At 68.2% G+C, this 24,595-nt stretch carries 14 protein-coding genes; 9 read left to right on the top strand and 5 right to left on the bottom strand.

The window, feature by feature from the left end:
* Positions 1-18 precede the first annotated feature (18 nt).
* The 5 genes from H4F99_RS14600 to H4F99_RS02770 are packed head-to-tail and all read left to right on the top strand — an operon-like array spanning position 19 to position 5,355.
* Positions 19-1,254, top strand: coding sequence for an O-antigen ligase family protein (locus tag H4F99_RS14600; RefSeq protein WP_182668213.1), 1,236 nt, complete (start codon positions 19-21; stop codon positions 1,252-1,254).
* Positions 1,251-2,273 carry a polysaccharide deacetylase family protein gene (locus H4F99_RS02785; RefSeq protein WP_182668212.1) on the top strand — a complete coding sequence of 341 codons (1,023 nt, stop codon included), beginning with the start codon at positions 1,251-1,253 and terminating at the stop codon, positions 2,271-2,273. Before H4F99_RS14600 ends, H4F99_RS02785 begins: the two co-directional genes overlap by 4 nt.
* On the top strand, positions 2,270-3,037 hold the full coding sequence (locus tag H4F99_RS02780; protein WP_182668211.1) for a polysaccharide deacetylase family protein: 768 nt from the start codon (positions 2,270-2,272) through the stop codon (positions 3,035-3,037). The genes H4F99_RS02785 and H4F99_RS02780 overlap by 4 nt, the downstream gene beginning before the upstream one ends.
* Entirely contained in the window at positions 3,034-4,149 is a 1,116-nt protein-coding gene (locus H4F99_RS02775) for a glycosyltransferase family 2 protein (protein ID WP_182668210.1), read from the top strand. Before H4F99_RS02780 ends, H4F99_RS02775 begins: the two co-directional genes overlap by 4 nt.
* Complete coding sequence (locus H4F99_RS02770) at positions 4,150-5,355, top strand: glycosyltransferase family 4 protein (protein ID WP_182668209.1); 1,206 nt, start codon at positions 4,150-4,152, stop codon at positions 5,353-5,355.
* Here H4F99_RS02770 and H4F99_RS02765 read toward each other — a convergent pair.
* Positions 5,325-6,110: a YdcF family protein gene (locus H4F99_RS02765; protein ID WP_182668208.1), complete on the bottom strand. Its 786-nt coding sequence runs from the start codon at positions 6,108-6,110 to the stop codon at positions 5,325-5,327. The two genes, H4F99_RS02770 and H4F99_RS02765, sit on opposite strands and share 31 nt — an antisense overlap.
* A gap of 72 nt (positions 6,111-6,182) precedes the next feature.
* Here H4F99_RS02765 and H4F99_RS02760 point away from each other — a divergent pair, with 72 nt between their 5' ends.
* From H4F99_RS02760 to H4F99_RS02745, 4 genes are all read left to right on the top strand, one after another.
* Positions 6,183-6,740, top strand: coding sequence for a serine acetyltransferase (locus H4F99_RS02760; protein WP_182668207.1), 558 nt, complete (start codon positions 6,183-6,185; stop codon positions 6,738-6,740).
* Complete coding sequence (locus H4F99_RS02755; protein ID WP_182668206.1) at positions 6,737-8,452, top strand: right-handed parallel beta-helix repeat-containing protein; 1,716 nt, start codon at positions 6,737-6,739, stop codon at positions 8,450-8,452. Before H4F99_RS02760 ends, H4F99_RS02755 begins: the two co-directional genes overlap by 4 nt.
* A 158-nt stretch (positions 8,453-8,610) precedes the next feature.
* On the top strand, positions 8,611-11,265 hold the full coding sequence (locus H4F99_RS02750; protein WP_182668205.1) for an NEW3 domain-containing protein: 2,655 nt from the start codon (positions 8,611-8,613) through the stop codon (positions 11,263-11,265).
* An 83-nt stretch (positions 11,266-11,348) separates the two neighbouring features.
* On the top strand, positions 11,349-14,720 hold the full coding sequence (locus tag H4F99_RS02745; RefSeq protein WP_182668204.1) for an FG-GAP-like repeat-containing protein: 3,372 nt from the start codon (positions 11,349-11,351) through the stop codon (positions 14,718-14,720).
* Between the two features lie 37 nt (positions 14,721-14,757).
* Here the strand turns inward: H4F99_RS02745 and H4F99_RS02740 are convergent, their stop codons facing one another.
* From H4F99_RS02740 to H4F99_RS02725, 4 genes are read right to left on the bottom strand one after another with little or no spacing between them, the layout of a single operon-like run.
* Positions 14,758-16,257 carry a lipopolysaccharide biosynthesis protein gene (locus tag H4F99_RS02740; RefSeq protein WP_182668203.1) on the bottom strand — a complete coding sequence of 500 codons (1,500 nt, stop codon included), beginning with the start codon at positions 16,255-16,257 and terminating at the stop codon, positions 14,758-14,760.
* The gene (locus H4F99_RS02735) at positions 16,254-17,165 is read right to left on the bottom strand and encodes an alpha/beta hydrolase family protein (protein ID WP_182668202.1); all 912 of its coding nucleotides are present in this window, start codon (positions 17,163-17,165) and stop codon (positions 16,254-16,256) included. Before H4F99_RS02735 ends, H4F99_RS02740 begins: the two co-directional genes overlap by 4 nt.
* Positions 17,162-17,977 (bottom strand): alpha/beta hydrolase family protein, encoded by an 816-nt coding sequence (locus H4F99_RS02730; RefSeq protein WP_182668201.1) that lies wholly within the window; start codon positions 17,975-17,977, stop codon positions 17,162-17,164. Before H4F99_RS02730 ends, H4F99_RS02735 begins: the two co-directional genes overlap by 4 nt.
* The gene (locus H4F99_RS02725; RefSeq protein ID WP_182668200.1) at positions 17,974-24,591 is read right to left on the bottom strand and encodes a non-ribosomal peptide synthetase; all 6,618 of its coding nucleotides are present in this window, start codon (positions 24,589-24,591) and stop codon (positions 17,974-17,976) included. Before H4F99_RS02725 ends, H4F99_RS02730 begins: the two co-directional genes overlap by 4 nt.
* Between the last annotated feature and the right edge of the window lie 4 nt (positions 24,592-24,595).

Genomic DNA, 24,595 nt, shown 5'->3' with positions numbered 1-24,595 from the left:
GTGGCCCCGGATGCAGGCGTGAGGCCCGCTCGCGTGCACCGGCAGAACTGGCCCCTTTACGCCTTCCTGATGCTGTTGCCGCTGCAGAACATCCAGGTTGGATACATTCCGAACCTCGGCGGCGGCCTGAACTTCCTCAACGTGGCCTTCCTCGCCAGCCTCGTCGGTGCCTTGGCCTCGGGGGGGCGCCTGGCCCCCGGTGCGTCCATCAACCGCTGGGTCTTTGCCTATATCGCCTACAGCCTCGTGTCCCTGTTCGTGGCATCGCAGTACGTGGCCGACACCGGCGACCACTTCCAGATGATGAAGGACCATCTCATCGGCATGTCGCTGCTGTTCCTCGTGCAGAAGAGCGTGCAGGACTGGACGACGGCGCGGCGCGTCATCATCGCGATGATGGTCCCGTTGCCGTATATCGCGAAGGTGGCCTGGTCCCAGCACCTCAGCGTGGCCAGCTGGCACTACTCGGACGACCTGCGCATTTCCGGCACCTTCAGCATGCTGGGTGCGAACGAGTTCGCCGCGTTCTGCGTGACCGCCGCGGTGATGGCCTTCGCGCTGCTGCTGGCGGCACGTTTGCCGCGCCTGTGGAAGCTCGGGCTCGGGTTCTGCATCGCGTGCATGGTGATGGGCGTGCTCTATGCCTACTCGCGCACCGCCTACATCGCGCTGATCCTCGGACTGGTGACCGTGATCCTCGTCTGGCGTGGCCGATGGAAGATGATCGCCCCCCTGTTCCTCGCGGCCGTGCTGTTGCCCGCGATCCTCCCCTACTCCGTGATCGAGCGCTTCGACAGCACCGCGGTGGAGGAAAACGAACGCGACGAAAGCACCGAGCTGCGCTTCGTGTACTGGGGCATCGCCTGGGACACCTATACGCGGCACCCGGTCACCGGCACGGGCTACCACTCGTTCCAGCACACGGAGATCAATCCCCATGGCAAGGACACCCACAACCTGTACATCCGCACGCTGGCCGAGGGCGGCACCATCGGCGCCGTGCTGCTGCTGGGCATCCTGCTCTCGATCCTGCTGATGGCACGCAAGGAGATCTCGAACGCGCCGAGCGGCACCCTGCGCTACGCGCTCGCACTGGGCCTGATGGGCGCGTGGATGGCGCTGGTCGTCGGCAACCTGTTCGGCGACCGGTTCACGCACTATCCGATGATGGCGCATTTCTGGGCCTTCGTTGCACTCGTGGCCAAGGCGCGCTTCCTGCCCGCCGAAGCCCCCCGCCCGGGACGCCCCGCATGACTGCATGGATCCGCTACCTGATTGCCATCGGCTGCCACTACAGTGGCCTCGACGCCCTCTACCGTCGCCTGTCCGGTGCCGGCCTGGTCGTACTCATGCTGCATCGCCTGCGCGGCGAGGACGACCCGTTCCCCCTCAGCATCTCCAGCGACACGTTCGGCCAGATCGTGGCCTGGCTGCGCGACGACCGGAAGCTGGTCAGCCTGGACGAAGGGCTGTCACACCTCGACCGGCCACGCGGTACGACCACCCTGTACGCGGTGACGCTCGACGACGGCTACCGCGACAACCTGAACCTGCTGTCCCCGCCCCTGGACGGCGTGCCGGCCACCGTCTACCTCGCGACCGACCATATCGGCGCGGACCCCATCTGGGCCTACCAGCTCGTGACGGCGGTCCGCTGCCGAAGGCAGGACCTGTTGGATCTCGGGCATCTGGGCCTCGGCCGCTTCGACCTGTCCGACGCGCACGAACGGCGGCGCGCCCTGGCGATACTCCCGCCCTTGCTCAAGCAGTTGCCGCATGAACGTTTCCAGGAGGTGCTGGACGGGGTCTTCGCCCAGTTGCAGCCGCGCACGCGAGAGGCGTCGGAGCGCGAGATGATGGACTGGGACGACGTCCGCACCCTGGACCGCAACGGGATCGACCTCGGCGGCCATACGCGCGGCCACGTCCTGCTCAGTCGCGTGGACGCCGCCACCGCCCAGGCCGAGATCGAAGGCTGCACCGACCAGATCGCCCAGGTGCTGCACAAGCGACCACGTCACTTCGCCTACCCCAACGGCACCGCCGAGGACTTCGGTCCGCGCGACGTCGAGCTGGTCCGCCGGGCGGGCTACGTCAGCGCCACCACCTCCATCGAGGGCGTGAACAGGACGCAGACAGACCGTTACCGGCTGCTGCGCTTCAACGTGCACGAATCACGTTACCGCACGCCTTCCGGTGCCTTGTCCCCTGCGCTGTTCTTCAGCGAGTCGAGCGGACTGCTCGGCCTGATGCGGAAGATGGCCTCCGCATGAAGCGCCTGCCCGTCCTCATGTACCACGGCCTGCACGCCGACCCCGGCGCGCGTGGCCGCTTCGATGCGGTCTACAGTGTCACGCCCGTCGCCTTCGCCCGCCAGATGGACTGGTTGCGTTCGCAAGGCTACCGGAGCATCCGGCTGGGCGACCTGGACCGTCCGGATGCGCTTCCTGCGAAACCGGTACTCGTGACCTTCGACGACGGCGACGTCTCGAACCTCGAGGTCGCCACGCCGCTGTTGCTGGAGCGCGGCATGGTGGCCGAGTTCTTCATCACCAGCGACTTCGTGGACCAGCCGGGGATGCTTTCCTCCGAAGACGTGCGGGCACTGTCGGGCGCCGGCATGGGCGTCGGATCCCACGGTCGGACGCATGCCTTCCTCGAGGATCTGTCCGACGCGGCCCTCGCCGAGGAGCTGGACAGCAGCCGCGAGACCCTGGCAGCGCTGTGTGGCGTCGAGATCGATGCGATCGCGTTGCCGGGCGGCCGGGGCGGTGACCGCGAATCGCGGCAGGCCCGGGCGAGCGGTTACCGGCACCTGCTTGGCTCCGTGCCGGGCCCCAACCGGGCGCCGTTCCGTTCCTCCTGGCTGCAGCGCATCGCCGTGACCCGCCAGATGGACGACACGCGATTCGCCCGCCTGGTCGACTGGTCGGGACTTTCGCCCCGCCTCGCGCGCACGCGCTTCCTGGCCCTGCGTGTACCGAAGAAGGTGCTCGGGAACGACAACTACCAGCGCCTGAGGTCGCGCCTGCTATGACCGCGATCGTCGTGTTCTGGTCCTGCCTCGCGCTGGTGGTGTACGCCTATGCCGGCTACCCGGTGATGGTCGCGCTGCTGGCGAGGGCCCGGGGACGCACCCCCGCGCCGCAGGACGTCGCGCCGCCCGTGAGCGTGCTGGTGGCTGCGTGCAACGAGGAGGCGCGGATCGCCGCCCGGGTGCGGGACATCCTGGCCCAGGACTACCCAGGCGACTGCATCGAAGTGATCGTGGCCAGCGATGGCAGCACCGACGGTACCGTGCATGCCGCGCAACTGGATGATCCACGCGTGCGCGTTCTGGACCTGCAACCGAATGGCGGAAAGGCGGTCGCGCTCAACGCGGCGGCGGCGGCGGCGCGCCACGGGGTCCTGGTGTTCGCGGATGCACGGCAGCGCTTCGCACCCGGCGCGCTCCGCGCCCTGGTGGCACCAATGGCGGACCCGCGGGTGGGCGGTGTCTCGGGCGAACTGGTCATCGGCGAGGGCGCGGGCAACCCCGGCCTGTACTGGAAGATGGAGACCCGGCTCCGTTCCGACGAGGCCCGCCTGGGCTGGCTGCATGGAGCAAGCGGCGCGATCCACGCCGTCAGGCGGGCCCTGTACGTACCGATGCCTCCCGGCACCGTGCTTGACGACATGTGGACGCCGCTGCAAACCCTGCGTGCGGGACAGTACACATGGATGGCACGCGACGCCGTCGCGATCGACAGCGCCAGCGCGACGCTGGGCGAGGAGTTCCGGCGCAAGTTGCGCACCCTCGCGGGAAACTGGCAATTGATCGCCCGCCTGCCCTGGCTGCTCCACCCGGCACGCAACCCGGTGTTCCTCGCCTGGGTATCGCACAAGCTGCTTCGGCTCCTGGTGCCGTGGGCGCTGCTGCTCGCGCTGCTGGCCTCGGCGCTCGCGCCGCCCCTGCCCTACCGCCTCCTGTTCGCCCTCCAGCTGGCCGCTTACGCACTGGCAGCCCTGGCCTGGATGAAGCCCGCCCTTGCCCGCCAGGTACCCCTGCTGCCTGCAGCGGGCACCTTCCTCATGCTCAATTCGGCGGCACTGCTGTCGCTGCCCGCGTCATTGGCGGGCAACAGCCAACGCCTATGGAAGAAACACTGAATGGCACGGATCCTCGCCCTGACCAGTCGACTGCCGTGGCCGCCCAGCGAAGGCCACCAGCTCCGCTCGTGGCATCTGCTGAAAGCGATGGCAGGCCGGCACCAGGTGACCCTGCTCAGCTTCCGCCGCGACGATGATGGTCGCGCCGACGATCCAGACTTCCGCAGCACGCTGCACGATGTCCATGTGTTCCCGATCCCGGGCGAACAATCCCGCGTCGCGATGGCATCGGCCCTCGTGCGCGGCCTGTCGGGCCGGCATCCGTTCATCGCCTGCAAGTACAGTTCGCGCCCGTTGCGCGACGCCTTGCGGCGCCTGGCGTTGCAGGCGGACCTGGTCCACTTCGACATGCTGCCGCTGTTCGCCCATGTGGACTGCATTCCGGCGGGGGTCCCGGTGGTCCTCAACGCGCACAATGTGGAGCATCGACTGCTCGCCAAACGCGCGGAGGTGGAGCCGCGGCGTCTCGCGCGCCGTTACCTTGCAGGCCAGGTGGACAAACTGCGGCGCTTCGAGCGTTGGGCCTGCCAACGCGCCGATGCGGTGCTCGCGTGCTCCGAAGACGATGCCGTCCAGTTGCGGGACCTGGCCCCGCGCACACCCGTGAGCGTGGTCCCCAACGGCGTCGACCTGGAGGCCAACCGCCCGGCCGGCACGCCGCCCGGCGCACCGTCACGCATGGTGTTCGTGGGACAGATGGGCTGGTTCCCGAACCGCGATGGCGTCGCCTGGTTCATGCGCGACGTATTGCCGCGCATCGTCGCGCAACGCAGCGACGCGGAATTCGTGGTCGTGGGACGCTCCGAGGGCCTGGACGTACCCGCAGGCCTGGAGCGCCATGTGCGCCTGGCGGGCTTCGTGCCCGACCTGCGGCCCGTCGTGCACGACGCAGCGGTGTATGTCGTTCCGCTCCGCGCCGGCAGCGGAACGCGGCTCAAGGTGCTGGAGGCCATGGCATTGGGCAAGCCCATCGTCACGACGTCCATCGGCAGTGAAGGGATCCGCCTGGACGACGGGATCAGCGCACGTTATGCCGACCAGCCGCAGGCATTCGCCGACGCGGTGGTCTCGCTCATGGAGCAGCCCGCGCTGGCGAGCCAACTCGGCGTGGAGGCACGCCGGCAGGCCGAACGGCACTATGGCTGGGAGGCCATTGGCCGGCACCTGCTGGCACGTTATGATGAACTGCTGCCCGGTGCGGCATGAACGGCCGGGGATGCACCTTCACGCGATGCGCGGTACCGGTAGACATGCTGCCCGAGCCATTCGTGCAGGGCGCGCCGGCTCTTCTCGATGGCCGTCACCTGCGGGATGTAATAGCCCAGCTCGCCGGGAGCCACGTAGTGGCTATGACTGGGGTGCACGCAGACCTGCACGCCGGCCGCGCGGAACGCGGTCACCGCCCGCGGCATGTGCAGGGCCGAGGTCACCAGCCATGCGGGACCGGCTTCCGGCCCGGCCATGGCCGCGTATCCGCTCGCGTTTTCCCAGGTATCCCTCGACCACCGCTCCACCCGCACGTCGCCGGGCGCCATGCCCCAGGCCGCGGCAAGATCCGCCATGACATCGGCCTCCTTGACCGCGTAGGGTCCACCTCCCACCAGCACCAGCGGTCCTTCGCCCTGCGCCCGCCTGAAACGGATGCCCGCCTGGAGGCGGCGCCAGGTTTCCGGTGCCAGCGCGACGTGGTCGTCCACCGCCACCGGCTCGCGCTCCAGCCCGCCGGACAGCACCACCACCGGCGCGCCGCGCGGCGCCTCGCAGCGGTACACGGGATCGATGCTCCCTTCCACATGGCGCACCAGGAGATTGGCGCCCACCGGGGCGCACAGCGCCAGCAGGGCCAGCCATGACAGCAGGCCCACCGCTTTCAGCACACGCGGCAGGGGGCGCCACGTCGCCCACAGGACCAGGCCGCCGAGCACGGCGAGCGTCAAGGGCGAAAGGAAGATGTGCGACATGCCCGGCAGTCTTGCATGCCGCACCGTTCATGCCCAGCATCCATCCCGACCCGGCACGGGGAGCATCACCGCATGTTTGAAACATTGCGCCAGGACTTCGCGCGATACCACCGCGTCGCCCTTGCCGGAGGGCCCCGGCTGGCGCGCCTGCGCGCGGCGCTGACCCACGGCTTCATCGCGGTCGCCATCTACCGCTATGGACGCTGGACACGGAGCGTTCGACCCGGGCTGTTCGCGCTGCCGTTCAAGGTCGTTTACCACCTGCTCCATGTCCCGACCGAACTCCTGTTCGGAATCTCCATTCCCGCCAGCGCACGCATCGGCCCGGGGCTCTATATCGGGCACTTCGGCGGCATCTTCCTGCACGGCGATGCGGGCCGGAACCTGTCGGTGGGCCAGGGCGTGACGCTGGGCTTCAAGGGCGCCGGAAAGTCGACCCGCTGGCCCGACATCGGCGACGACGTCTACATCGGCACCGGTGCCAAGGTGATCGGCGACGTACGGATCGGCAATGGCGTGGTCATCGGCGCCAACACGGTGGTCACCAAGGACGTGCCCGACCGCATGCGCGTGGTCGGCGCGGCCATCCGCATGTCGCCCCTTCCCCCACGGGAGGACGAAGGCGCATGATCGCGCCCGCCGGCCGCCTCCGCTGGATCCTGGTGCTGGGCGGCGGGCTTCTGGCCGCGGGCTGCGTGAACGCGGATCCGGAGTCCACGCCGGCGGCGACGGCGATGGGCGTACCCGCGGCCGCGCCGGCACCTCCCGTCCCCCCGCCCCCCTTCGACTCGACGCCGCATGGAACGGCGTACTACGTCCGCGTCGACGGTGGAGAGGCGGACCAGTGCACCGGCACCGCCGATGCCCCCTACCCGGGGCGGGGAACACGCCAGGCCTGTGCCTGGAATTCGCTGCACCACGCGCTTCCGTCGACCGGAGAGGCGCGCATCAAGGGGGGGGACACGCTCTATGTCGCACCCGGCACGTATCCGCTCGGCGTCCATGCGCCCGGGGCATTGGGGGGACGCTGCTATGCCGACGCCCCCTGGGATTGCCACCTTGCGCCGGTGCCGGGCGGACCGGATGCCCGCACCCCCACCCGCATCCTCGGCCAGGATCCCGCGCGTCCGCCCGTCCTGCGCGGCCACGAACGTGTCAGCCACCTGTTGGACCTCAATGGCAGCGCCAACGTTGAGGTCGCCCACCTGGTCCTGACGGATGGCAGTCCGTGCGTGGAGTTCCACGCGGACCCGACCGCGAAATGCGAACGCGATGCCGCTCCGTTCGGCGAGTGGGCATCGTCCGGCATCAGCGCTTCGGCTTCCCGCAAGGTCTGGCTGCACGACCTCGACATCCATGGCCTCGCGAATCGCGGCATCATCGCCGGCGGGCTCACGGACTGGACCGTCGAACGCGTCAGGATCCAAGCCAACGGCTGGGCGGGCTGGGACGGCGACATCGGCGACGGAAGCTCCAACAGCGGCGACATCGTGCTGCGGCACGTCGAGATCGGCTTCAACGGCTGCGGCGAGACCCTCGACGGCACGCCCTGGGCGTGCTGGGCCCAAAACGCGGGCGGCTATGGCGATGGCCTCGGCACGGCGCGCACGGGCGGCCACTGGCTGATCGAGGACAGCCACGTCCACCACAACACGTCCGACGGCGTCGACCTGCTGTACATGGATGGCAGTGCGGACAGTTCCGTGACGATCCGCCGTGTGCGGGCGGAAGGCAACGCGGGCAACCAGGTCAAGACCCAGGGGCGCGCATTGATCGAGAGTTCGGTGGTCGTGGGCAACTGTGCGTATTTCGAAGGCCAGGGGCGAATGCAGGCGGACGACCTCTGCCGCGCGCGGGGCAACGCACTGTCGATCGGGCTGGTGGAGGGCCAGCCGGCGGAGCTGCGCCACAACACGATCACCGGGGAAGGCGATTGCCTGGTGCTCAGCGAGGGGGGCGACCCTTCCAGCCAGCTGATCCTTGCCAACAACATCCTGCTGGGACGGATCGACTGGCGGCAGTCTCCGGAGCTTGCCTGTGGTCACTATGCGCACCAGTCCCCGGCACGCGTGAGCTACGCGGGCAACCTGTTCTGGCACGTGAAGGGCGGGCAGTGTCCCGGCGACAGTCGATGCGAGGATCCGAAACTCGCGAATGCCGGGTTCGACGCGTTCGACCCGATGCCCCTGGGCGACAGCCCGGTGCTCGGCGCCGGCGTGCCGGACCGTGAAGGGAACCGCTTCGATCTTGAAGGACGCCTGTTCATTGCCGACACCCCGGATATCGGCGCGGTGCAGCGACCGCGCGGGCGCCAGGCACTGAACGCGGGTTCAGAAAAATGAATACGAATCAAGCACTTGTTTGTGTGACGCGGAGCGTCCGCATGTGACCGTATCTGTGGCGGACACGCCAGATTCGCACCATGCCGGGCCTCAGAATTCCAGCACGGTTCACAGGGAAGCGAGCCACTTCCCCTGCATGACCGTTCTGGAGTTCCCCCATGTTCCCTCTTCCCAAGCCCCGTGCGCAGGCGACGCGTCGCCCGCGCAGGTGGACTGTTTCGCTCACGCTCCTGGCCTTGGCCCTGGGTGCCACCAGCGCCGCACAGGCCACGACCTACTTCATCCGTACCGACGGCGGCAGCGCCGCGCAGTGCACCGGCACCTCCGACGCGCCATACCCCGGTAGCGGCAACAACCAGGCCTGCGCCTGGAACTCCCTGCACCAGGCCCTTCCCGCCTCCGGCGCGGCCCGCATCAATGGCGGCGACACGGTCTACATCGCGCCGGGCGAATACGCCATCGGCCTCGATGCGCCGGGCGCCAATGGCGGTCGCTGCTACGCGGTCGGCGCGTGGGACTGCTACCTGCCGCCGGTACCCAGCGGACCCAGCGTCGACAAGCCGACCCGGATCCTCGGCCAGGATCCGGACAATCCGGCCGTGCTCTGGGGCAACGAGCGCGTGCGCGAGATCATCAACCTCAACGGCAGCTCGAACGTCGAGATCGGCCACCTGGAGATCACCGACAAGAGCGACTGCGTCGAGTTCCACAGCAACGCCGCGGCGCAATGCCGGCGCAACAGCGCGCCCTACGGCAAATGGGCGTCGTCCGGCATCAGTGCGTCGAACTCGAGGAACGTCCACCTGCACGACCTCGACATCCACGGACTGGCCAACCGCGGCATCATCGCCGGCGGCCTCACCGACTGGACGCTGGAGCGGGTGAAGATCGTCGCCAATGGCTGGGCAGGCTGGGATGGCGACATCGGCGCGAACAGCTCCAACAGCGGCAACATCGTCATGCGCGACGTCGAGATCGGCTTCAACGGCTGCGGCGAGAAGCTCGACGGCACGCCCTGGGCCTGCTGGGCACAGAATGGCGGCGGCTACGGCGATGGCCTCGGCACCGCGCGCACCGGCGGCCACTGGCTGATCGAAGACAGCTACATCCACCACAACACGTCCGACGGCCTTGACCTGCTGTACATGGACGGTGCCAGCAACTCCTCGGTGACGGTGCGCCGCACCCATGCCGTTGGCAATGCCGGCAACCAGCTGAAGACGTACGGCCGCGCCACCATCGAGAACTCGGTCGTGGTCGGCAATTGCGCGTACTTCGACGGCCAGGGCTCGATGAACGACAGCGACCTCTGCCGTGCACTGGGCAACACCATCTCGGTCGGCCTGGTAGCGGGCCAGAACGTCGACATCCGGCACAACACCATCACCGGTGAGGGCGACTGCCTGATCCTCAGCGAATCCGGCTCGTCGTCCACCAACCTCAACATCCAGAACAATGCGCTGATCGGCCGCACGGACTGGCGCCAGGCCCCCGAGCTCACCTGTGGCCATTACGCCTACAACTCGTCGGCGAAGGTGAACTACGCCGGCAACCTGTTCTGGAACGTCAAGTCCGGGCAGTGTCCGGGCGGCAGTGTCTGCAACGACCCGAAACTGGTCAATGCGAGCATGGCGAACTTCGACGCGACCCCCCAGGGCGGCAGCCCGCTGGTCGACAAGGCACCCTACCTGGCCGCCATCACCCGCGACTTCTTCGGCAACCCGCGTCCCTCGGGCGCCGCCGCGGACATCGGTGCGGTGGAGCTGCAGGAAGGCGGGAACCCCGAACCGGAGCCGGTCTGCGAGCGCAGCGCACCGACGCTGGGCCTCTCCGGTTCCAGCGCGCCCGTCTCGGCTGGCAGCACCATCGCCTACACCGTGACGGTGTCCAACCGCGACAGCGAAGCCTGCGGCACCAGCACCTTCAACCTGGCCCGCAGCGTTCCGGCAGGCTGGAACGGCGCCCTGAGCCGCAACGCCGTCGCATTGGCTCCCGGCGCGAGCACCACCGCCCGTCTTGACGTCACCTCGCCGGCCAGCGCCACTGCCGGCGGCTACGGGATCGGCATTGGCATCGGCAGCAGCGCCGGCAACGTGCACACCCGGAATGCGTCCGCCACCTACACCGTCCAGGCGCCGGCCGCAGTCTGCACCCGCAACGCCCCGGGCGTGAGCCTCAGTGGACCGACCGCCGCCGTCCCGGCGGGCACGACGGTCCGCTACACCCTCACCGTGGCCAACCGTGATACCGCCGCCTGTGCCAGCACCGCCTTCGACGTCGCCGGCAGCGTGCCCGCGGGCTGGAACGTGGCGCTGGGCCAGAGCCGGATCACCCTCGCCGCAGGCGCCTCCACCAGCACCACGCTGGACGTGACGTCCAGCAGCCAGGCCCCGGCAGGCACCCATGCGGTGGGCGCGGGCATCGGCAGCGCCGTGGGCAACGTGCACAGCGCCAGCGATACGGCCACGTACGCGGTCCAGGCCCAGCAGCCCCCGCCGGCCGCCGGTGAGCTGGAACAGGTATTGAGCACGGACCGTTCGACCTATCGCAGGGGCCAGACGGTGACCATGACCTCCCGGGTCGCACTGGGCACCAACGTCCTCTCCGGCGTACCGGTGACCTTCGAAATCACGTCCCCCTGGGGCGCCCGGGAAACCTTCAGCGCACGCACCAACAATGCCGGCGTGGCACGTGCCAGCAAGTCGCTGAGCCGGTGGTGGTGGTGGACCCCGACGGGGACCTGGACCGTGAAGGCGACGGCGACGCGCAACGGCGAAACGGTCACGGACGAGGTGCAGTTCTCCGTCCAATAGATGCCTGGGACCCGCAACACCCCCGGGCGGCGGCCACCACGGTCGCCGCCCTTTTTATGAATGAACAATGAATGACTCTTCACATGAACAAGGGGGAATGTCATTCAGGCATGTGCATTTGCCGTATCTGTGCCCCAATGTGCAGAAGCTGGACAATTTTTGTCCACAATTGGATCCGCCGCATCCCCCGACCGCGGCATCCCCCTGAATCCGGAGTCACCCGCGTGACGATTGGCAGCACCTCGACTTCCCTGCTCTCCTTCCACGGCCGCTCGGTGACGAAGCGGGCCGGCCTGCTGGCCCTGCTCGCCCTGGCCGGGCTTGGCTCGGCCCAGGCCGCCACTTATTACATCCGCACCGATGGCGGCAGCGCCAGCCAATGCACGGGCACGTCCAACGCGGCCTACCCGGGCAGCGGATCGAACCGCGCCTGCGCGTGGAATTCCCTGCACCAGGCCCTGCCTGCGTCGGGAAGCGCCCGCATCAATGGCGGCGATACGGTGTACATCGCGCCCGGCGAATACATGCTGGGCTGGGGCGCGCCGGGCGCCGCCGGCGGGCGCTGCTACGACGGCGGTCGCTACGACTGCTACCTGCCGCCGATCCCGAGCGGCCCCAGCGCATCGCAACGCACCCGGATCCTGGGCCTCGATGCCGCGCGTCCGCCCGTGCTGTGGGGCACCGAACGCGTCAGTTCGATGCTGAACCTCAATGGCAGTTCGAACGTCGAGATCGGCCACCTGGAGATCACCGACAAGAGCGAATGCGTCGAGTTCCACAGCAACGCCGGCGCCCGCTGCCGCCGCGACAGCACGCCTTACGGCCAGTGGGCGGGCGTGGGCATTTCCGCCTCGAACTCCCGGAATGTCTACCTGCACGACCTCGACATCCATGGCCTGGCCAATCGCGGCATCATCGCCGGCGGCCTGACCGACTGGACGCTGGAACGCGTCAAGATCATCGGCAACCCGTGGGCAGGCTGGGACGGCGACATCGGCTCGGGCAGCTCGAACAGCGGCAACATCATCATGCGGCAAGTGGAGATCGCCTGGAACGGCTGCGGCGAGAAGCTGGACGGCACCCCCTGGGCCTGCTGGGCGCAGACCGCCAGCGGCTACGGCGACGGCCTCGGAACGGCGCGCACCGGCGGCCACTGGCTGATCGAGGACAGCTACATCCACCACAACACGTCCGATGGCCTGGACCTGCTGTACATGGATGGCGCCAGCAATTCCTCGGTGACGGTCCGCCGCACCCATGCCGTCGGCAACGCCGGCAACCAGCTCAAGACCTACGGCCGGGCCACCATCGAGAACTCGGTCGTGGTCGGGAACTGTGCCTACTTCGACGGCCGCGACTTCATGAAGGACAGCGACCAGTGCCGCGCGCTGGGCAACACCATTTCGGTGGGCCTGGTGTCCGGGCAGAACGTCGACATCCGCCACAACACCATCACCGGCCAGGGCGACTGCCTGCTGCTGAGTGAAGCCGGCTCCTCGTCCAGCACCCTCAACATCCAGAACAATGCGTTCGTCGGCCAGACCGACTGGCGGCAGCCCTCGGAACTGACCTGCGGCCACTACGCCTACAACTCGTCGGCGAAGGTGAACTACAGCGGCAACCTGTTCTGGAACGTCAAGTCGGGCCAGTGCCCGGGCGGCAGCACCTGCTCCAACCCCAAGCTGGTGGCCACGGCCCTGGGCGGTTTCGACGCGACCCCACAAAGTGGCAGCCCGCTGATCGACAAGGCGCCGTACCTGGCCGCGATCACCAACGACTTCTATGGCAATGGGCGTCCCTCCGGACCCGCGGCGGACATCGGCGCGATCGAGGTGCAGGTGGGGGGTGGCCAACCTGACCCTCAACCCGTATGCACCCGAGTCAAGCCAAGCCTCGCGATTACCGGCCCCAGCGAATCGGCACCGGGCGAGAGCGAAACGTATACGTTGGTTCTCGCGAACAACGACAGCGCGGGCTGCGCCAGCACGTCGTTCTCGCTCGCTCGCACTCTTCCCGCGGCCTGGACAGGAAGCCTGGCGGCCAATTCGCTTGACGTGGCCCCCGGGCGTTCAGGAACCACGACGCTGTCAGCTGTCATACCGGGCAACGCGAGCGCTGGAAACTACGCCCTCGCCGTCGCTTCATCCAGTTCGGCTGGCAGCATTCATACGGCGAGTGACACCGTCACCTTGGCCCTTTCCATCGACGCACCGCCGCCGACCTGCACACGGCGCACACCGTCGATCTCGCTTGATCCACCTTCGGGCTCGGTTGCACCCGGCGGAACAGCCACCCTGACCGGACGTATCACCAACAACGATACCGCTGCCTGCGGCACCACCAGTTTTGCCCTGGCCCGAACGATACCTTCTGGCTGGAGTGGAAACTTCTCTGCCAACACAGTAGCGATTTCGCCGGGAAGCTCGACGTCAGCCACGCTCACGCTGCGGGTGGCATCCGACGCCACGCCTGGATCCCATGCCGTCGCCTTCGGCACCTCCAGCGCGTTGTCGGGACTGCATACCGTTGCCGACGATGCCTCGGTGCGGGTCGCGCAATCGAGCATTCCGGGTTTCAGCTTGGATGTACGCGGTGACTTCGACGGTGACGGGCGCTCGGATGTTCTCTGGCGTCACACTGTTGAGGGATGGAATTCCATCTGGAAGAAAGCGAACCCGACCGAGTACCAGTACCTGTCAGAGGTTTCCAACGTCGACTGGAAGATCGCAGGCATCGCCGATTTCGATGGCGACGGCAAGGACGACATCCTTTGGCGAAACGTTCGCAACGGAAGGAACACCATATGGCGCTCCGCCGATAGCGCGATGCAAACACCGCTCACGACGGTCTCCAACCTGGATTGGGAGCCCGTCGCCGTCGCCGATTTCGATGCCGATGGGCGGGCGGATATCTTCTGGCGCAACGCACGAAATGGCAGGAACGTCCTGTGGCACGGCGGCAGCTACGCCACGCGCACCAATGCAATGCTGGTGGGCAATCTGGACTGGAAGGTCGTAGGCACCAGCGATTTCAATGGTGACGGTCATTCGGACCTGCTGTGGCGAAACGCCCGGTCCGGCGCCAATACCGTATGGATGAGCGCGAATGGCCAGACCCAGAAGCGGCTGACGACCGTCTCCAATACCGCGTGGCAGATCGTCGGTGTCGATGATTTCGATGGCGACGAAGTGCCCGACATCCTTTGGCGCAATCAAAGGAACGGGCGCAACGTCATATGGTATAGCGGCGAATTCGCCTCGAGCACCTCGATCACGACCGTGCCGGGTCTCGCTTGGCAGGTCGCCAGCACCGGAGATTTCGATGGTGATGGGCAGGCCGACATCTTCTGGCGGCACGCGGGCACTGGCCAGGATGTAATCTGGGAAGATGCCGAATACAGCAAACTGCGGCGTCTGGATACCGTGTCCATGTCGTGGGAAGTTGCGAGGCCCTGAGCCTTCTACGTGCAGTGCAGGCTTGGCCCGGTTGTGGTCAAGCCTGCGCGCGTGACGAACTATTGAATCCAAAGGCCGACTTGGCCGCGCCCTTCACCAGAACTCTCAAACGAGCGTCGACGCACAACACGCACGCCAGGTAGATCAGCCCGGCCGCTCCGCCGCCGAACAGGAAGCGGATCCAGCCCGCGGGCACACCGCGCTGGATCAGCCAGCGATCGAAGAGCACTACCGCCGTGGCCGCCAGGAGGGCGGTCCCGACGGTCCGCAGGTCCGGCAGCTTCAACAGCGACCGCTTCACGACCGCGCAATGGGCGATGCCCAGTGCCATCGAACTGAACACCGTCGCCCACGCGGCTCCCATGACGCCGAACCTCGGTATCCACAGCCAGTTCAAGACACCGTTCACCAGCAGGCTGGCGAACACCAGCAGCAGCACTGTGCTCGACCTCTTTTCGAGCAACAGGCCGTAACCGGCCAGCAGCAGCACCGGCTGGAGTACGCACACCACCGCGAGCAGCGCGAATACCGGACCGGATGCCACCTTGTCCGCGCCGCTGGCGACCAGGATGAGGTCGCTCCCGAAACTCCCGAGCAGGACAGCGATGCCGACGGCCGCATAGGTCATCGGCATCAGGACGCGCGCCTTCAGTTCGCGAAGGGCTGCGTCGCCTTCCAGGCTGTAGATGCGGTTGGCGGTAGGCAGGAACGCCTCGAACACCGAAGCGTTCATGAACAGGCTGACCTGCATCGCCAGCGACGAACCGATGCTGTATACGCCGACCAGCGCGAAGTCGCCGGTGATGTCCTTGATCATCCATCGGTCGAGCGACACCAGCGTGACCGAAATCACCTCGCTCAGGGCCATCGGCATGCCGAACATCAGGGCCGCGCGCGTCTCCGACAGGTCGAGCGCCTGCCGCGAGAACTGCAGGTGGCGACGCATCCACACGACATACGCCACGGCGAGGAGGATGCAGGTCGCAAGCTTCCCGGAATAGGCCGCCACTGCACTCGCCTGCACCAGCAGCACGGCACCCAGCATCAGCAGCAGTTCGAGCCAGCGGCCGCCGATCCGCAGGTACATGACCAGCCGGGAGCGCTCGGTGACCTTCTGCACGGTATCGACCAGGCTGGCGAATATCGCCAGCGGCGCCATCGCGACCACCAGCCAGAACATCGCACTTTGCCGTTGCCCGCTGACCGCGTCGACCAGCAGCATTCCGGCCACGACGACGACCCACAGCACGAAGGCGAGGCCGAGCGGCGCGTAGAACAGGTTCGTCGCGAAGGCCCTGAGGCGCTGGGGATCCCGGTCGTGGGGATAGAAACGCAGGATGGCATGCTGCGCGCCGAACTTGCCGACCGCCACGGCCATCAGGATCCACGCGCCGTAGTATCCGAACATCCCGTACTGGGTGTTGTCGAGCAGGCGGGTCAACAGCGGGAACGAAACGAGGCCCGCCAGCAGCGTCAGGGCGTTCCCGGTGGCATAGCGGCGGTAGTGGGTCGCTACGCCCTTGGCATCGCCGTTCATGGGATGGGCGTTGGCCCGGGGCGGCCCTTGCGCGTCCCAAAGGCATCCTGCATCCACCCCAGCGTGTAGGCGAACATCCGGGTCCGGTCCTGCTGCAGGTAGAACGTGTGGTCGCAGTCGCGCCAGAACTCCACCGTGACGGCGGGCGCGCGCGCCGCGTCGCCCAAGGCGGCGGCCAGCTGGCTGCGATGGTTGACGTAGTAATAGCTGCCCGAGGTGTACAGGAACAGCATGCGCACGCCCCGCTCCACCAGCGATTGGAGTTGCAGGCGCGCATCCGCCTGGGGCGGGAAGTCCCGATAGTCGAGCAGGCCCGGCTCATGGGTACGCAACTTGCCGACATGGCCGAGCAACGCGCGCCAGCGCCTTGGGCTGAACACGCGGGGCAGGAGGTGCCGCCACCAGAAGCCCGCTGTCTTGTACCCCGGGCCATCGAGCAGCAACGTGCCCACGACCCGGGAGTCCTGCACGGCGATATGGAAGGCATCGTCTGCGCCGGAACACAGTCCCCCGAGTACGAAGCGCATGTGCCCGGTCTCCGCACCCACGAGCGTCATCGCCGCGCGGACCTCGCGGAGTCGCCTGTCGCCCGCTTCGCGGGAAGCCGAGGCACTGTCGCCCAGACCGGACTGGTCGTAACGCAGCACGGTGAACCCGGCGCGGGCCAGCAGGCGCGCGAGCAATACGTACTGCCGGTAAGGTCCGATGCGACGGACCAGCCCCGCATTCAGCAGGATCACCGCGACGTCCTGCACGTGCCCGTCCTCGTGGCAGGGCCGGTGCAACACGCCCACGAGTCCCGGGCCGAAGCGGTACGCGCTTTCCCCAAGGGCATTGTCGCTTCGGCGGGATCCATCGCAGGCATCCGGACCCGCGATAACGTCCTCGACCGCCAATTGCGCGTTCATGCGGCCCGCCCGGCCATGCGACTCGACAGCGCGGCCACGCTCTGCCGGGGGAACAGTTGCGCTTCGAACAGGCGGGGGGCATCCACGGGCGGTGCTTCGTCGTCCTCGAACACCAGGACATCGACCTCGATGCCCGCCCCGCGCTGGCGCTCGAGCCAGGCATCGAGCACCACATCCCGTTGCCAGGCAGCCACCAACAGGCGACTTCCCTCCGGCAACGTCCAGGCACGGAAATCGAGCGCAGCAAGACTGTCCAGCCACGCCCGCGCCACCCTGAATCCCATCAGGTCATCGTCGGCACCGGCCGGCGCGCCATAGGGATAACGCCCCGCCACGGTCAACTGGTCCACCTGTTGGGCGCGCCAGTCCGCGACCTGTCCGGCGCCGTCCAGACAGGGCTGCCACAACACGAGGTCGACGGGCATGCCCCGCTGCCGTACCCAGGCGAGCACGGGCAACGCGGCACTGCGGAGTGCCAGTACCCGGGGGCGCGCCGACGCACCCCGCCCCAATGCGGCCATGCCCGCATCCAGGTCGCGGGACATGCCGGCCAGCGTGAGGTCCTCGAGGTCGCCGGACGAATCGCCGGTCCCGTACCAGTCGAAATGCATCACGTCATGGCCCGCGCCCGCCAGCGACCGCGACAGCGTCCAAAGGGCACGGTGGCTGCGGATCGCATCCTGCAACAGCGGTGGACACACCAGCCAGGCCGGACGCGTTACCTGCGGGCTGTCTCCGTCAGCTGTCGCGCCATGGTGCAGAAGACCGAAGAGCTCCCGTCCCCGGGGACCGAAGTAGCACGGCTCGGTCACGTCGACTCGCCTTCGCCGCCGATCCAGCGCGCCAGGCGTCTCCGTGCGCGACGGTGCCAGGGCGAAGGCGGCGCACCAGGAGCCGGACCGTGCGCGTCACTGCCGGAGGCCGCCACGCCATACACGTCGGTGGCATCGGGCAGGGCCTCGGCCACCTGCGCCAGGCTCAATTGTGTCAGTTTCATCAGCTTGAGCCGTACGCCGGTATCGCGCGAGACGCGATGGGCCATCTTCACCGCCAGCATCGAGTGCCCCCCCAGATCGAAGAAGTTATCGGTGGGGAGTACGCGCACCTCGAGCAGTTCCTCCCATACCTGCACCAGATAACGGATTCGCGGCGGTGTATCGGACGCCAGACCGGATGCCGGGATACCCGTTCCGGAGGGGCGTGGGGGATCCTCCCTCAGTGCGTCAGGGACGTCAGGGATGTCAGGGATGTCAGGGCCGTCGGGAGCATCGATCGTCAGCACTCCGCCCGGCAGCGGCAGGGCATTGCGGTCGATCTTCCCGTTCGGGAGCAAGGGCAGCGTGTCCAGCACGACGATCCGTTGCGGCAGCATGTAGGCGGGCAGACGCGCGGCAAGATGCCCCTGCAGCGCCGACGTTGCGGGCGCATCGGCCTGCGGCACCACGTACGCCACCAGCCGCACATCACCGGGCCGCGCTTCGTGCGTCGTCACCACGGAACGTACGATCGCAGGGTGCGCCTGCAACGCGGCCTCGATCTCCCCCAGTTCGATGCGGTGGCCACGCAACTTGACCTGATGGTCGAAACGCCCCTGGTGTTCGAGCGTGCCGTCGTGCCGCCAACGGCCGCGGTCGCCCGTGCGATACAGCAGGCCCGGCCCCTGGATGCCATCCCCGTCCGCGAACGTATCCGGCACGAAGCGTTCCGCTGTCAGCGCGGGGCGGTCGAGGTAGCCCAGGGAGACGCCTGCGCCACCGATGCAGATCTCGCCGGAACACCCCACGGCGCAGGGCCGGCCCGATGGGTCGAGCACATGCACGGTGGTGTTGTCGATGGGCCTGCCGATATGGATGGGTGCATCCGCTTCCACCCGGCAACACGTCGACCACACCGTGGTTTCGGTGGGACCGTACATGTTCCAGACCTCGGCGCACATTCCGACCAGCGACTCGGCCAGGTCCGGCGCCAGCGGCTCGCCCCCGCACAACGCGCGGAAACCCACAGGCGCCTGCCAGCCGGTTTCGACCAGCATCCGCCAGGTCGAGGGCGTGGCCTGCATGACGGTCGCGCCACTGGCCGCGATCAGCTGGCCCAGCTCGACGTCGTCCAGCACCGTGTCGCGATCGGCCAGCACGATGCGGGCACCCGCCAGCAGGGGCAGGAACAGCTCAAGCACGGCGATGTCGAAGGAGGTGGTGGTCACCGCCACCAGCACGTCATCGCTGTCCAGGCCGGGTACCCGCTGCATCGAAAGCAGGAAGTTCACGACGGCGCGGTGCGGCACCTGCACGCCTTTCGGCTTACCGGTCGAACCGGACGTATAGATGACGTACGCGACGGATTCCGGTGAGGCCTCGTCCGTCCCGGGAGCGAGCGGGGCGATCGCCGCCAGCCGTGCCCCCGATGCATCCACGTCGATCCGGCGTGCCGCGCCGAGCTTGAGGTCGTCGCACGATCCGCGCTGGCCCAGGACAAGCCGCAGGCCAGCGTCGTCCACCATGAACTGCAGGCGGTCGGTCGGGTAGTCGGGATCCATGGGCACGTATGCGGCGCCGATGCGCAACGCCCCCAGCATGCTGGCCAGCATGTCCGGTCCGCGCGCCATGCAGATGCCGACCCGGTCCCCGGCACGCACGCCCTCCTCCCGCATGCACGCGGCGATGCGCAGGCTGCGTTCGTGCAGGGCGGAATGCGTCAAGGATTGGCCCGCGTGGTCGAGTGCGACACGCGCGCCATGCACGGCCAGCGACGAATCCAACAGGGACCCGAGCGTGGCCGGGGACGGCAGGGCCCGGCGCGTTGCATTGGCCTGTCGCGGCACGTCGATATCGGCGTCGCAGCGAATGTCGAGCGCAGCCAATGGCCGGTCGGGATGCTCGAGCACCGCCTCCAGCAACCGGGAGTAGCGCTGGCTGAAGCACCGTGCGCTGTCGGCACCGAGGACGTCCGTGTTGTAGGTCATCACCCCGGACAGGCCCTCGCCATGCTCGAGGAACCACAAGCCCAGGTCGCCGGAGCTGGCTTTCTGGAACACCAGCAGGTGTTCGTGCTCCAGGTCGCCCCAATGGGTACGGCGGGCCCGCACGTCCTGGAACGAGAAACTGGCCTGGTACACGGGGGCGATGCTGGGATCGCGCGGGGCCTCCAGCGCCCGGACCAAGCGGTCGAATGGCACGTCGGGATGGGAGAAGGCGTCGAGTACCGCACGCCGCACCTGGCGCAGCAGGTCCAGGAACGACGCATCCGGATCGACCTGCACGCGGGTCGGCAGCATATTGACGAAGAAGCCCATGATGGGCTCCAGCGCCTCGCTTTCGCGATTGCGGACCGGCAGGCCGACGACCAGGTCGTCCTGGCCGCTCAAGCGGTGCAGCAACAGGTAGTACGCCGTCAGCAGGGCCATGAACAGGGTCGCGTCGTTCCGCGTCGCCAGCGCACGTGCGCGGTCGGTGGTGTCGCGCCCGATGGCCATCCATTCGGTACCGCCCGCGCCGCTGGCCTCGGATGGCCGGGGCGTGTCCAGCGGCAGCTGAAGGGGTGCCGCATGACCGGCAAGGTGGTCCGACCAGAAGTCGAGCTGGCGCTTGAGTTCATCGCCATCCAGCCATGCGCGATACCACGCGGTGAAGTCCCTGTAATCAACATCCAGTGCGGGCAAGGGCGAGCGTTCGCCGCGCAGGAACGCGGGGTAAAGCGTGGCCATCTCGGTATAGAAAACGTCGAAAGACCAGCCATCCCAGATGATGTGGTGCGTCATGAAGAACAGCACGTGGTCTTCGTCGTCCAGCCGGAACAGGCGTGCACGGAACAGCGGGCCGGCTTCGAGGTCGAAGGGCTCGGCGATCATCCGTTCCATTGCGGCACGCAGTTCGGTTTCCCGGTCGCCCTCGGGGAGGCTGCGCAGGTCCTGGACGGGGAGCGCCGCGTCGATGTCATCGCGAACGCGCTGGAACGTGCCCTGCTCGTCCTCGCCGACCACCGTGCGGAGCGTGGCCTGTCGACACACCATGGCCTGGAACGCGCGCTCGAAGGCGGCGTGATCGAGTGGCCCGCGCAGCCGGTGGGCCGACGGCGTGTTGTAGGTCACCCGCCCGGGCTGCATCTGCTCGAGTACCCAGAGCCGCTCCTGCATCGGCGAAAGGGGAACGCGGGCATCCTCCGGCAGCCGTTGGATGGGCGGTCGTGCCGCCAGGCCGTCATCCCCGGTGGATTCGACATGCATTGCGAGCCGAGCCACGGTCGGCGCGTCGAACAAGGTCCTCAAGTGCAGGTTCGCGCCGAGTTCGCGATTCAACCGGGCCACCAGCTGGGCGGCGAGCAGCGAATGCCCACCGCTGGCGAAGAAGTCATCGTCCACACCGATGGCCTCGACGCCCAGGACGTCCGCCATGGTGGCGGCGAGGTGCGCTTCGACGGCGGTCGCCGGGGGACGTGCCTCGTGCAGTTTGGCATGCCCGCCGGTCACCGGGGCCGGCAACTGCCCACGGTCCAGCTTGCCGTTCGGCAACAAGGGCAGGCCATCGAGCATGACGAAATGCTGCGGCAGCATGTACTCGGGCACTGCCTGGCGCAGGTGCGCCAGCAACGCCCCCTCGTCCGGCCGTGCGTCTTCCCGCGGCACCACGTAGGCCACCAGCCGCGCATCGTCCTTGCGGTCCTCGCGCACGATCACCACGCAGCGCGCCACCGCGGGGTGCGCGGCGAGGACGCTTTCGATCTCCCCCAGCTCGATGCGGTAACCGCGCACCTTCACCTGGTGGTCCAGCCGGCCCATGTGCTCGATCCGGCCATCCTGTCGCCAGCGTCCACGGTCACCGGTGCGGTAGACCTGCTCCGGCCGTCCATCCGGCCGCACCGGCAGCGAGATGGCTTCGATGAAGCGATCCGCGGTCAGCTCGGGGCGTCCGAGGTATCCCAGGGTCACGCCTTCGCCGGCGATGCAGATTTCGCCAGGCACGCCCAACGGGCAGGCTTGCCCCCGTGCATCCAGGATCCAGACGCGGGTGTTGGCGATCGGCGTGCCGATGTGGATATCGAGGTGACCCGCGGCATCGGGCTCGACGCGCGTCCCGGTGGAGTAGACGGTGGTCTCCGTGGGCCCGTACATGTTCCACAGGGAGTCGCACCGGGGCAGCAGGTCGCGCGCCAGGTCCACCGGCAGCGGTTCGCCGCAGCACAATGCCTTCAGCCCCGGCCGCCCCGCCCAACCCGCCGCGAGCAGGAGCCGAAAGGTAGCGGGCGTGCCCTGCATGCAGGTCACGCCGGCGGACTCGATCAACGCCGCGATCGCTGCGCCATCGACCGCGACCTCGCGGCCGGCGATGACGACGCGTGCGCCGACGCTCAGCGGCAGCAGCAGCTCCAGGACTGCGATGTCGAAGGACAGCGTGGTCAGTGCCAGCATGCGGTCGTCGGCGACAAGCCCGGGCTCGCGCTGCATGGCGACGACCAGGTTGGCAACGGCCCGGTGCGGTACCTGGACGCCTTTCGGCCGCCCCGTCGAACCGGAGGTATAGATGACGTAGGCGACGGAGTCCGGTTGCAGGCTGCCGGGCTCGAGTCGCGGCCGCGCGGTCGGCATGGCCTGGAGCGTAGGCTCCAGCTGGTCCAGCACCAGCACCGGCCGGCCGCGCAGGTCGAACAGGCCGGCCGAGGCTTCGTGCGTCACCAGGGCCGCGAGGCCCGCATCGCCCGCCATGTAGGTCAGGCGATCCACGGGGAAGGCGGGGTCGAGCGGCACGTAGCCGGCGCCTGCCTTCCAGATGCCCAGGACTGTCGCGAGCATGTCGGTGCCGCGCTGCAGCCCGAGGCCCACCAGGTTGCCCGCGTGCACGCCGTTCTCGCGCAGCAGGTGCGCAATGCGGTTCGCGCGCGCGTCCAGCTGCGCATACGTGAGGCGTGCATCGCCGTGGCACGCGGCGATGCGGTCCGGCGCGGCATCGCAGCATGCTTCGAAGAACGCGTGCGCCGGCTGCGTGGGATCGTACTGCACCGGCGCGGGCTGCAATGCCTGCAGCGCCTGCCATCCCCCTGCATCCACGAGGCCCAGCTCGCCGAAGGGCCGGGTCGGCTGCTCGATGGCGGCCCGCAGCAGGGTTTCGTAGGCCCGCATCCAGCGTTCGATGGTGGCGTGGTCGAACAGGTCGGTGTTGTATTGGCACTCCAGGCGCAGCGCACCGTCGACCTGGACGGCGTTGACCGACAGCTCGAAGGTTTCGTGGGCGCGCGGGTTGGTCTCGAACGCGAGGTCCAGCCCCGGGAAGCGGTTGCTTTCCTGGTCGAGCGCCTGGTCGATGTTGAACATCACGTTGACCAGCGGCAGTCGCGCCGGGTCACGCTCGACCCTCAGGTGCTTGAGGAGGCTGCCGAAGGTCAGCCGGGGGTGGTCGAGCGCATCCAGCAGGACCTCCTGCGCATGCGCCAGTACCGTCTCGAACGGGGCATCAGGATCCGCCCGGAAGCGCAACGGCAACACGTGCACGCAATGGCCCACGAGCTGGTCCTGCCCTTCCACCGACTGGCCCGCGGCCGGTATGCCGACCACGATGTCGTCCTGGGCGGTCAATCGGGCCATCAGGCCTGCAAAGCCGGCCAGGAGGGTGCCGAACAGGCTGCAGCCCCGGCGCGCGCCGAACTGCCGGATGGCACTGACGAGGGAGGCGTCGACCACGTGGTCGTGCCGGCGCGCGCTCGAGGTGCGCCGTGCAGGCCTGGGCCGGTCGAGTGGCAGGTCGAGCGGCTCGGGCAGCGTCTGGAAGCGCGTGCGCCAGTAGGCCTCGTCCGCCTCCTGTTCGGCCGACCGCCCGGCCGCCAGTGCGCAGGCATGATCGGCGAACGAATCCGGCTCGGGCAACCAGCCCGGGTCCAGCCCGCACTCGCGCGCATACAGGGCGCCCAGCTCGCGGACCATGACCCACCACGACCAGCCGTCGCAGACGATGTGGTGTGCGCTCAGCAGCAGCCGGTGGCGGCGCTCCGAGAGGCACAGCAACTCGGCCCTGAACAGGGTGCCATCGAGGAGCTCGAAGGGCGTTTCGACGCTCGCACGCAGACGGGCTTCCACGGCCGCGTCGCGTTGCGTGCCCTCCAGCAGCCCAAAGTCGTGCACCTGCACGGGCATCGAGGCGTTCGCCTCGCCCACGCACAGCGTTTCGCCATCGGGACCGAAGTTCGCCCGCAAGGCGTCATGCCGGGCCTGCAACTGCTGGACCGCACGGCACAGCGCCTCCCGCTCCAGCGGGCCTTCGAGGAGCAGCGACACCGACTCGTTGTAGGCCAGCGAAGCCTCGCGCCCCAGACGGTCCGCCAGCCAGATCTCGCGTTGCGGCTCGGTGGTCGGCACCACCCGTTCCAGTACGCCACCGGCGAAGGGATCGTAGTCAACCGTACGTCGCGCACCGTCCTGTCGTATCGCGGATGTCGCCATGCCC

The sequence above is a fragment of the Marilutibacter penaei genome, from assembly GCF_014145395.1.
Classification (GTDB): Bacteria; Pseudomonadota; Gammaproteobacteria; order Xanthomonadales; family Xanthomonadaceae; genus Marilutibacter; species Marilutibacter penaei.
This window is presented reverse-complemented; position numbering and strand designations above follow the sequence as displayed.

Excerpts from the sequence above, each read along its gene's own strand:
- H4F99_RS02785 (WP_182668212.1), top strand. The coding sequence starts at position 1,251 with ATGACTGCATGGATCCGCTACCTGATTGCCATCGGCTGCCACTACAGT.
- H4F99_RS02780 (WP_182668211.1), top strand. The coding sequence starts at position 2,270 with ATGAAGCGCCTGCCCGTCCTCATGTACCACGGCCTGCACGCCGACCCC.
- H4F99_RS02775 (WP_182668210.1), top strand. The coding sequence starts at position 3,034 with ATGACCGCGATCGTCGTGTTCTGGTCCTGCCTCGCGCTGGTGGTGTAC.
- H4F99_RS02770 (WP_182668209.1), top strand. The coding sequence starts at position 4,150 with ATGGCACGGATCCTCGCCCTGACCAGTCGACTGCCGTGGCCGCCCAGC.
- H4F99_RS02765 (WP_182668208.1), bottom strand. The coding sequence starts at position 6,110 with ATGTCGCACATCTTCCTTTCGCCCTTGACGCTCGCCGTGCTCGGCGGC.
- H4F99_RS02760 (WP_182668207.1), top strand. The coding sequence starts at position 6,183 with ATGTTTGAAACATTGCGCCAGGACTTCGCGCGATACCACCGCGTCGCC.
- H4F99_RS02755 (WP_182668206.1), top strand. The coding sequence starts at position 6,737 with ATGATCGCGCCCGCCGGCCGCCTCCGCTGGATCCTGGTGCTGGGCGGC.
- H4F99_RS02750 (WP_182668205.1), top strand. The coding sequence starts at position 8,611 with ATGTTCCCTCTTCCCAAGCCCCGTGCGCAGGCGACGCGTCGCCCGCGC.
- H4F99_RS02745 (WP_182668204.1), top strand. The coding sequence starts at position 11,349 with ATGAACAAGGGGGAATGTCATTCAGGCATGTGCATTTGCCGTATCTGT.
- H4F99_RS02740 (WP_182668203.1), bottom strand. The coding sequence starts at position 16,257 with ATGAACGGCGATGCCAAGGGCGTAGCGACCCACTACCGCCGCTATGCC.
- H4F99_RS02735 (WP_182668202.1), bottom strand. The coding sequence starts at position 17,165 with ATGAACGCGCAATTGGCGGTCGAGGACGTTATCGCGGGTCCGGATGCC.
- H4F99_RS02725 (WP_182668200.1), bottom strand. The coding sequence starts at position 24,591 with ATGGCGACATCCGCGATACGACAGGACGGTGCGCGACGTACGGTTGAC.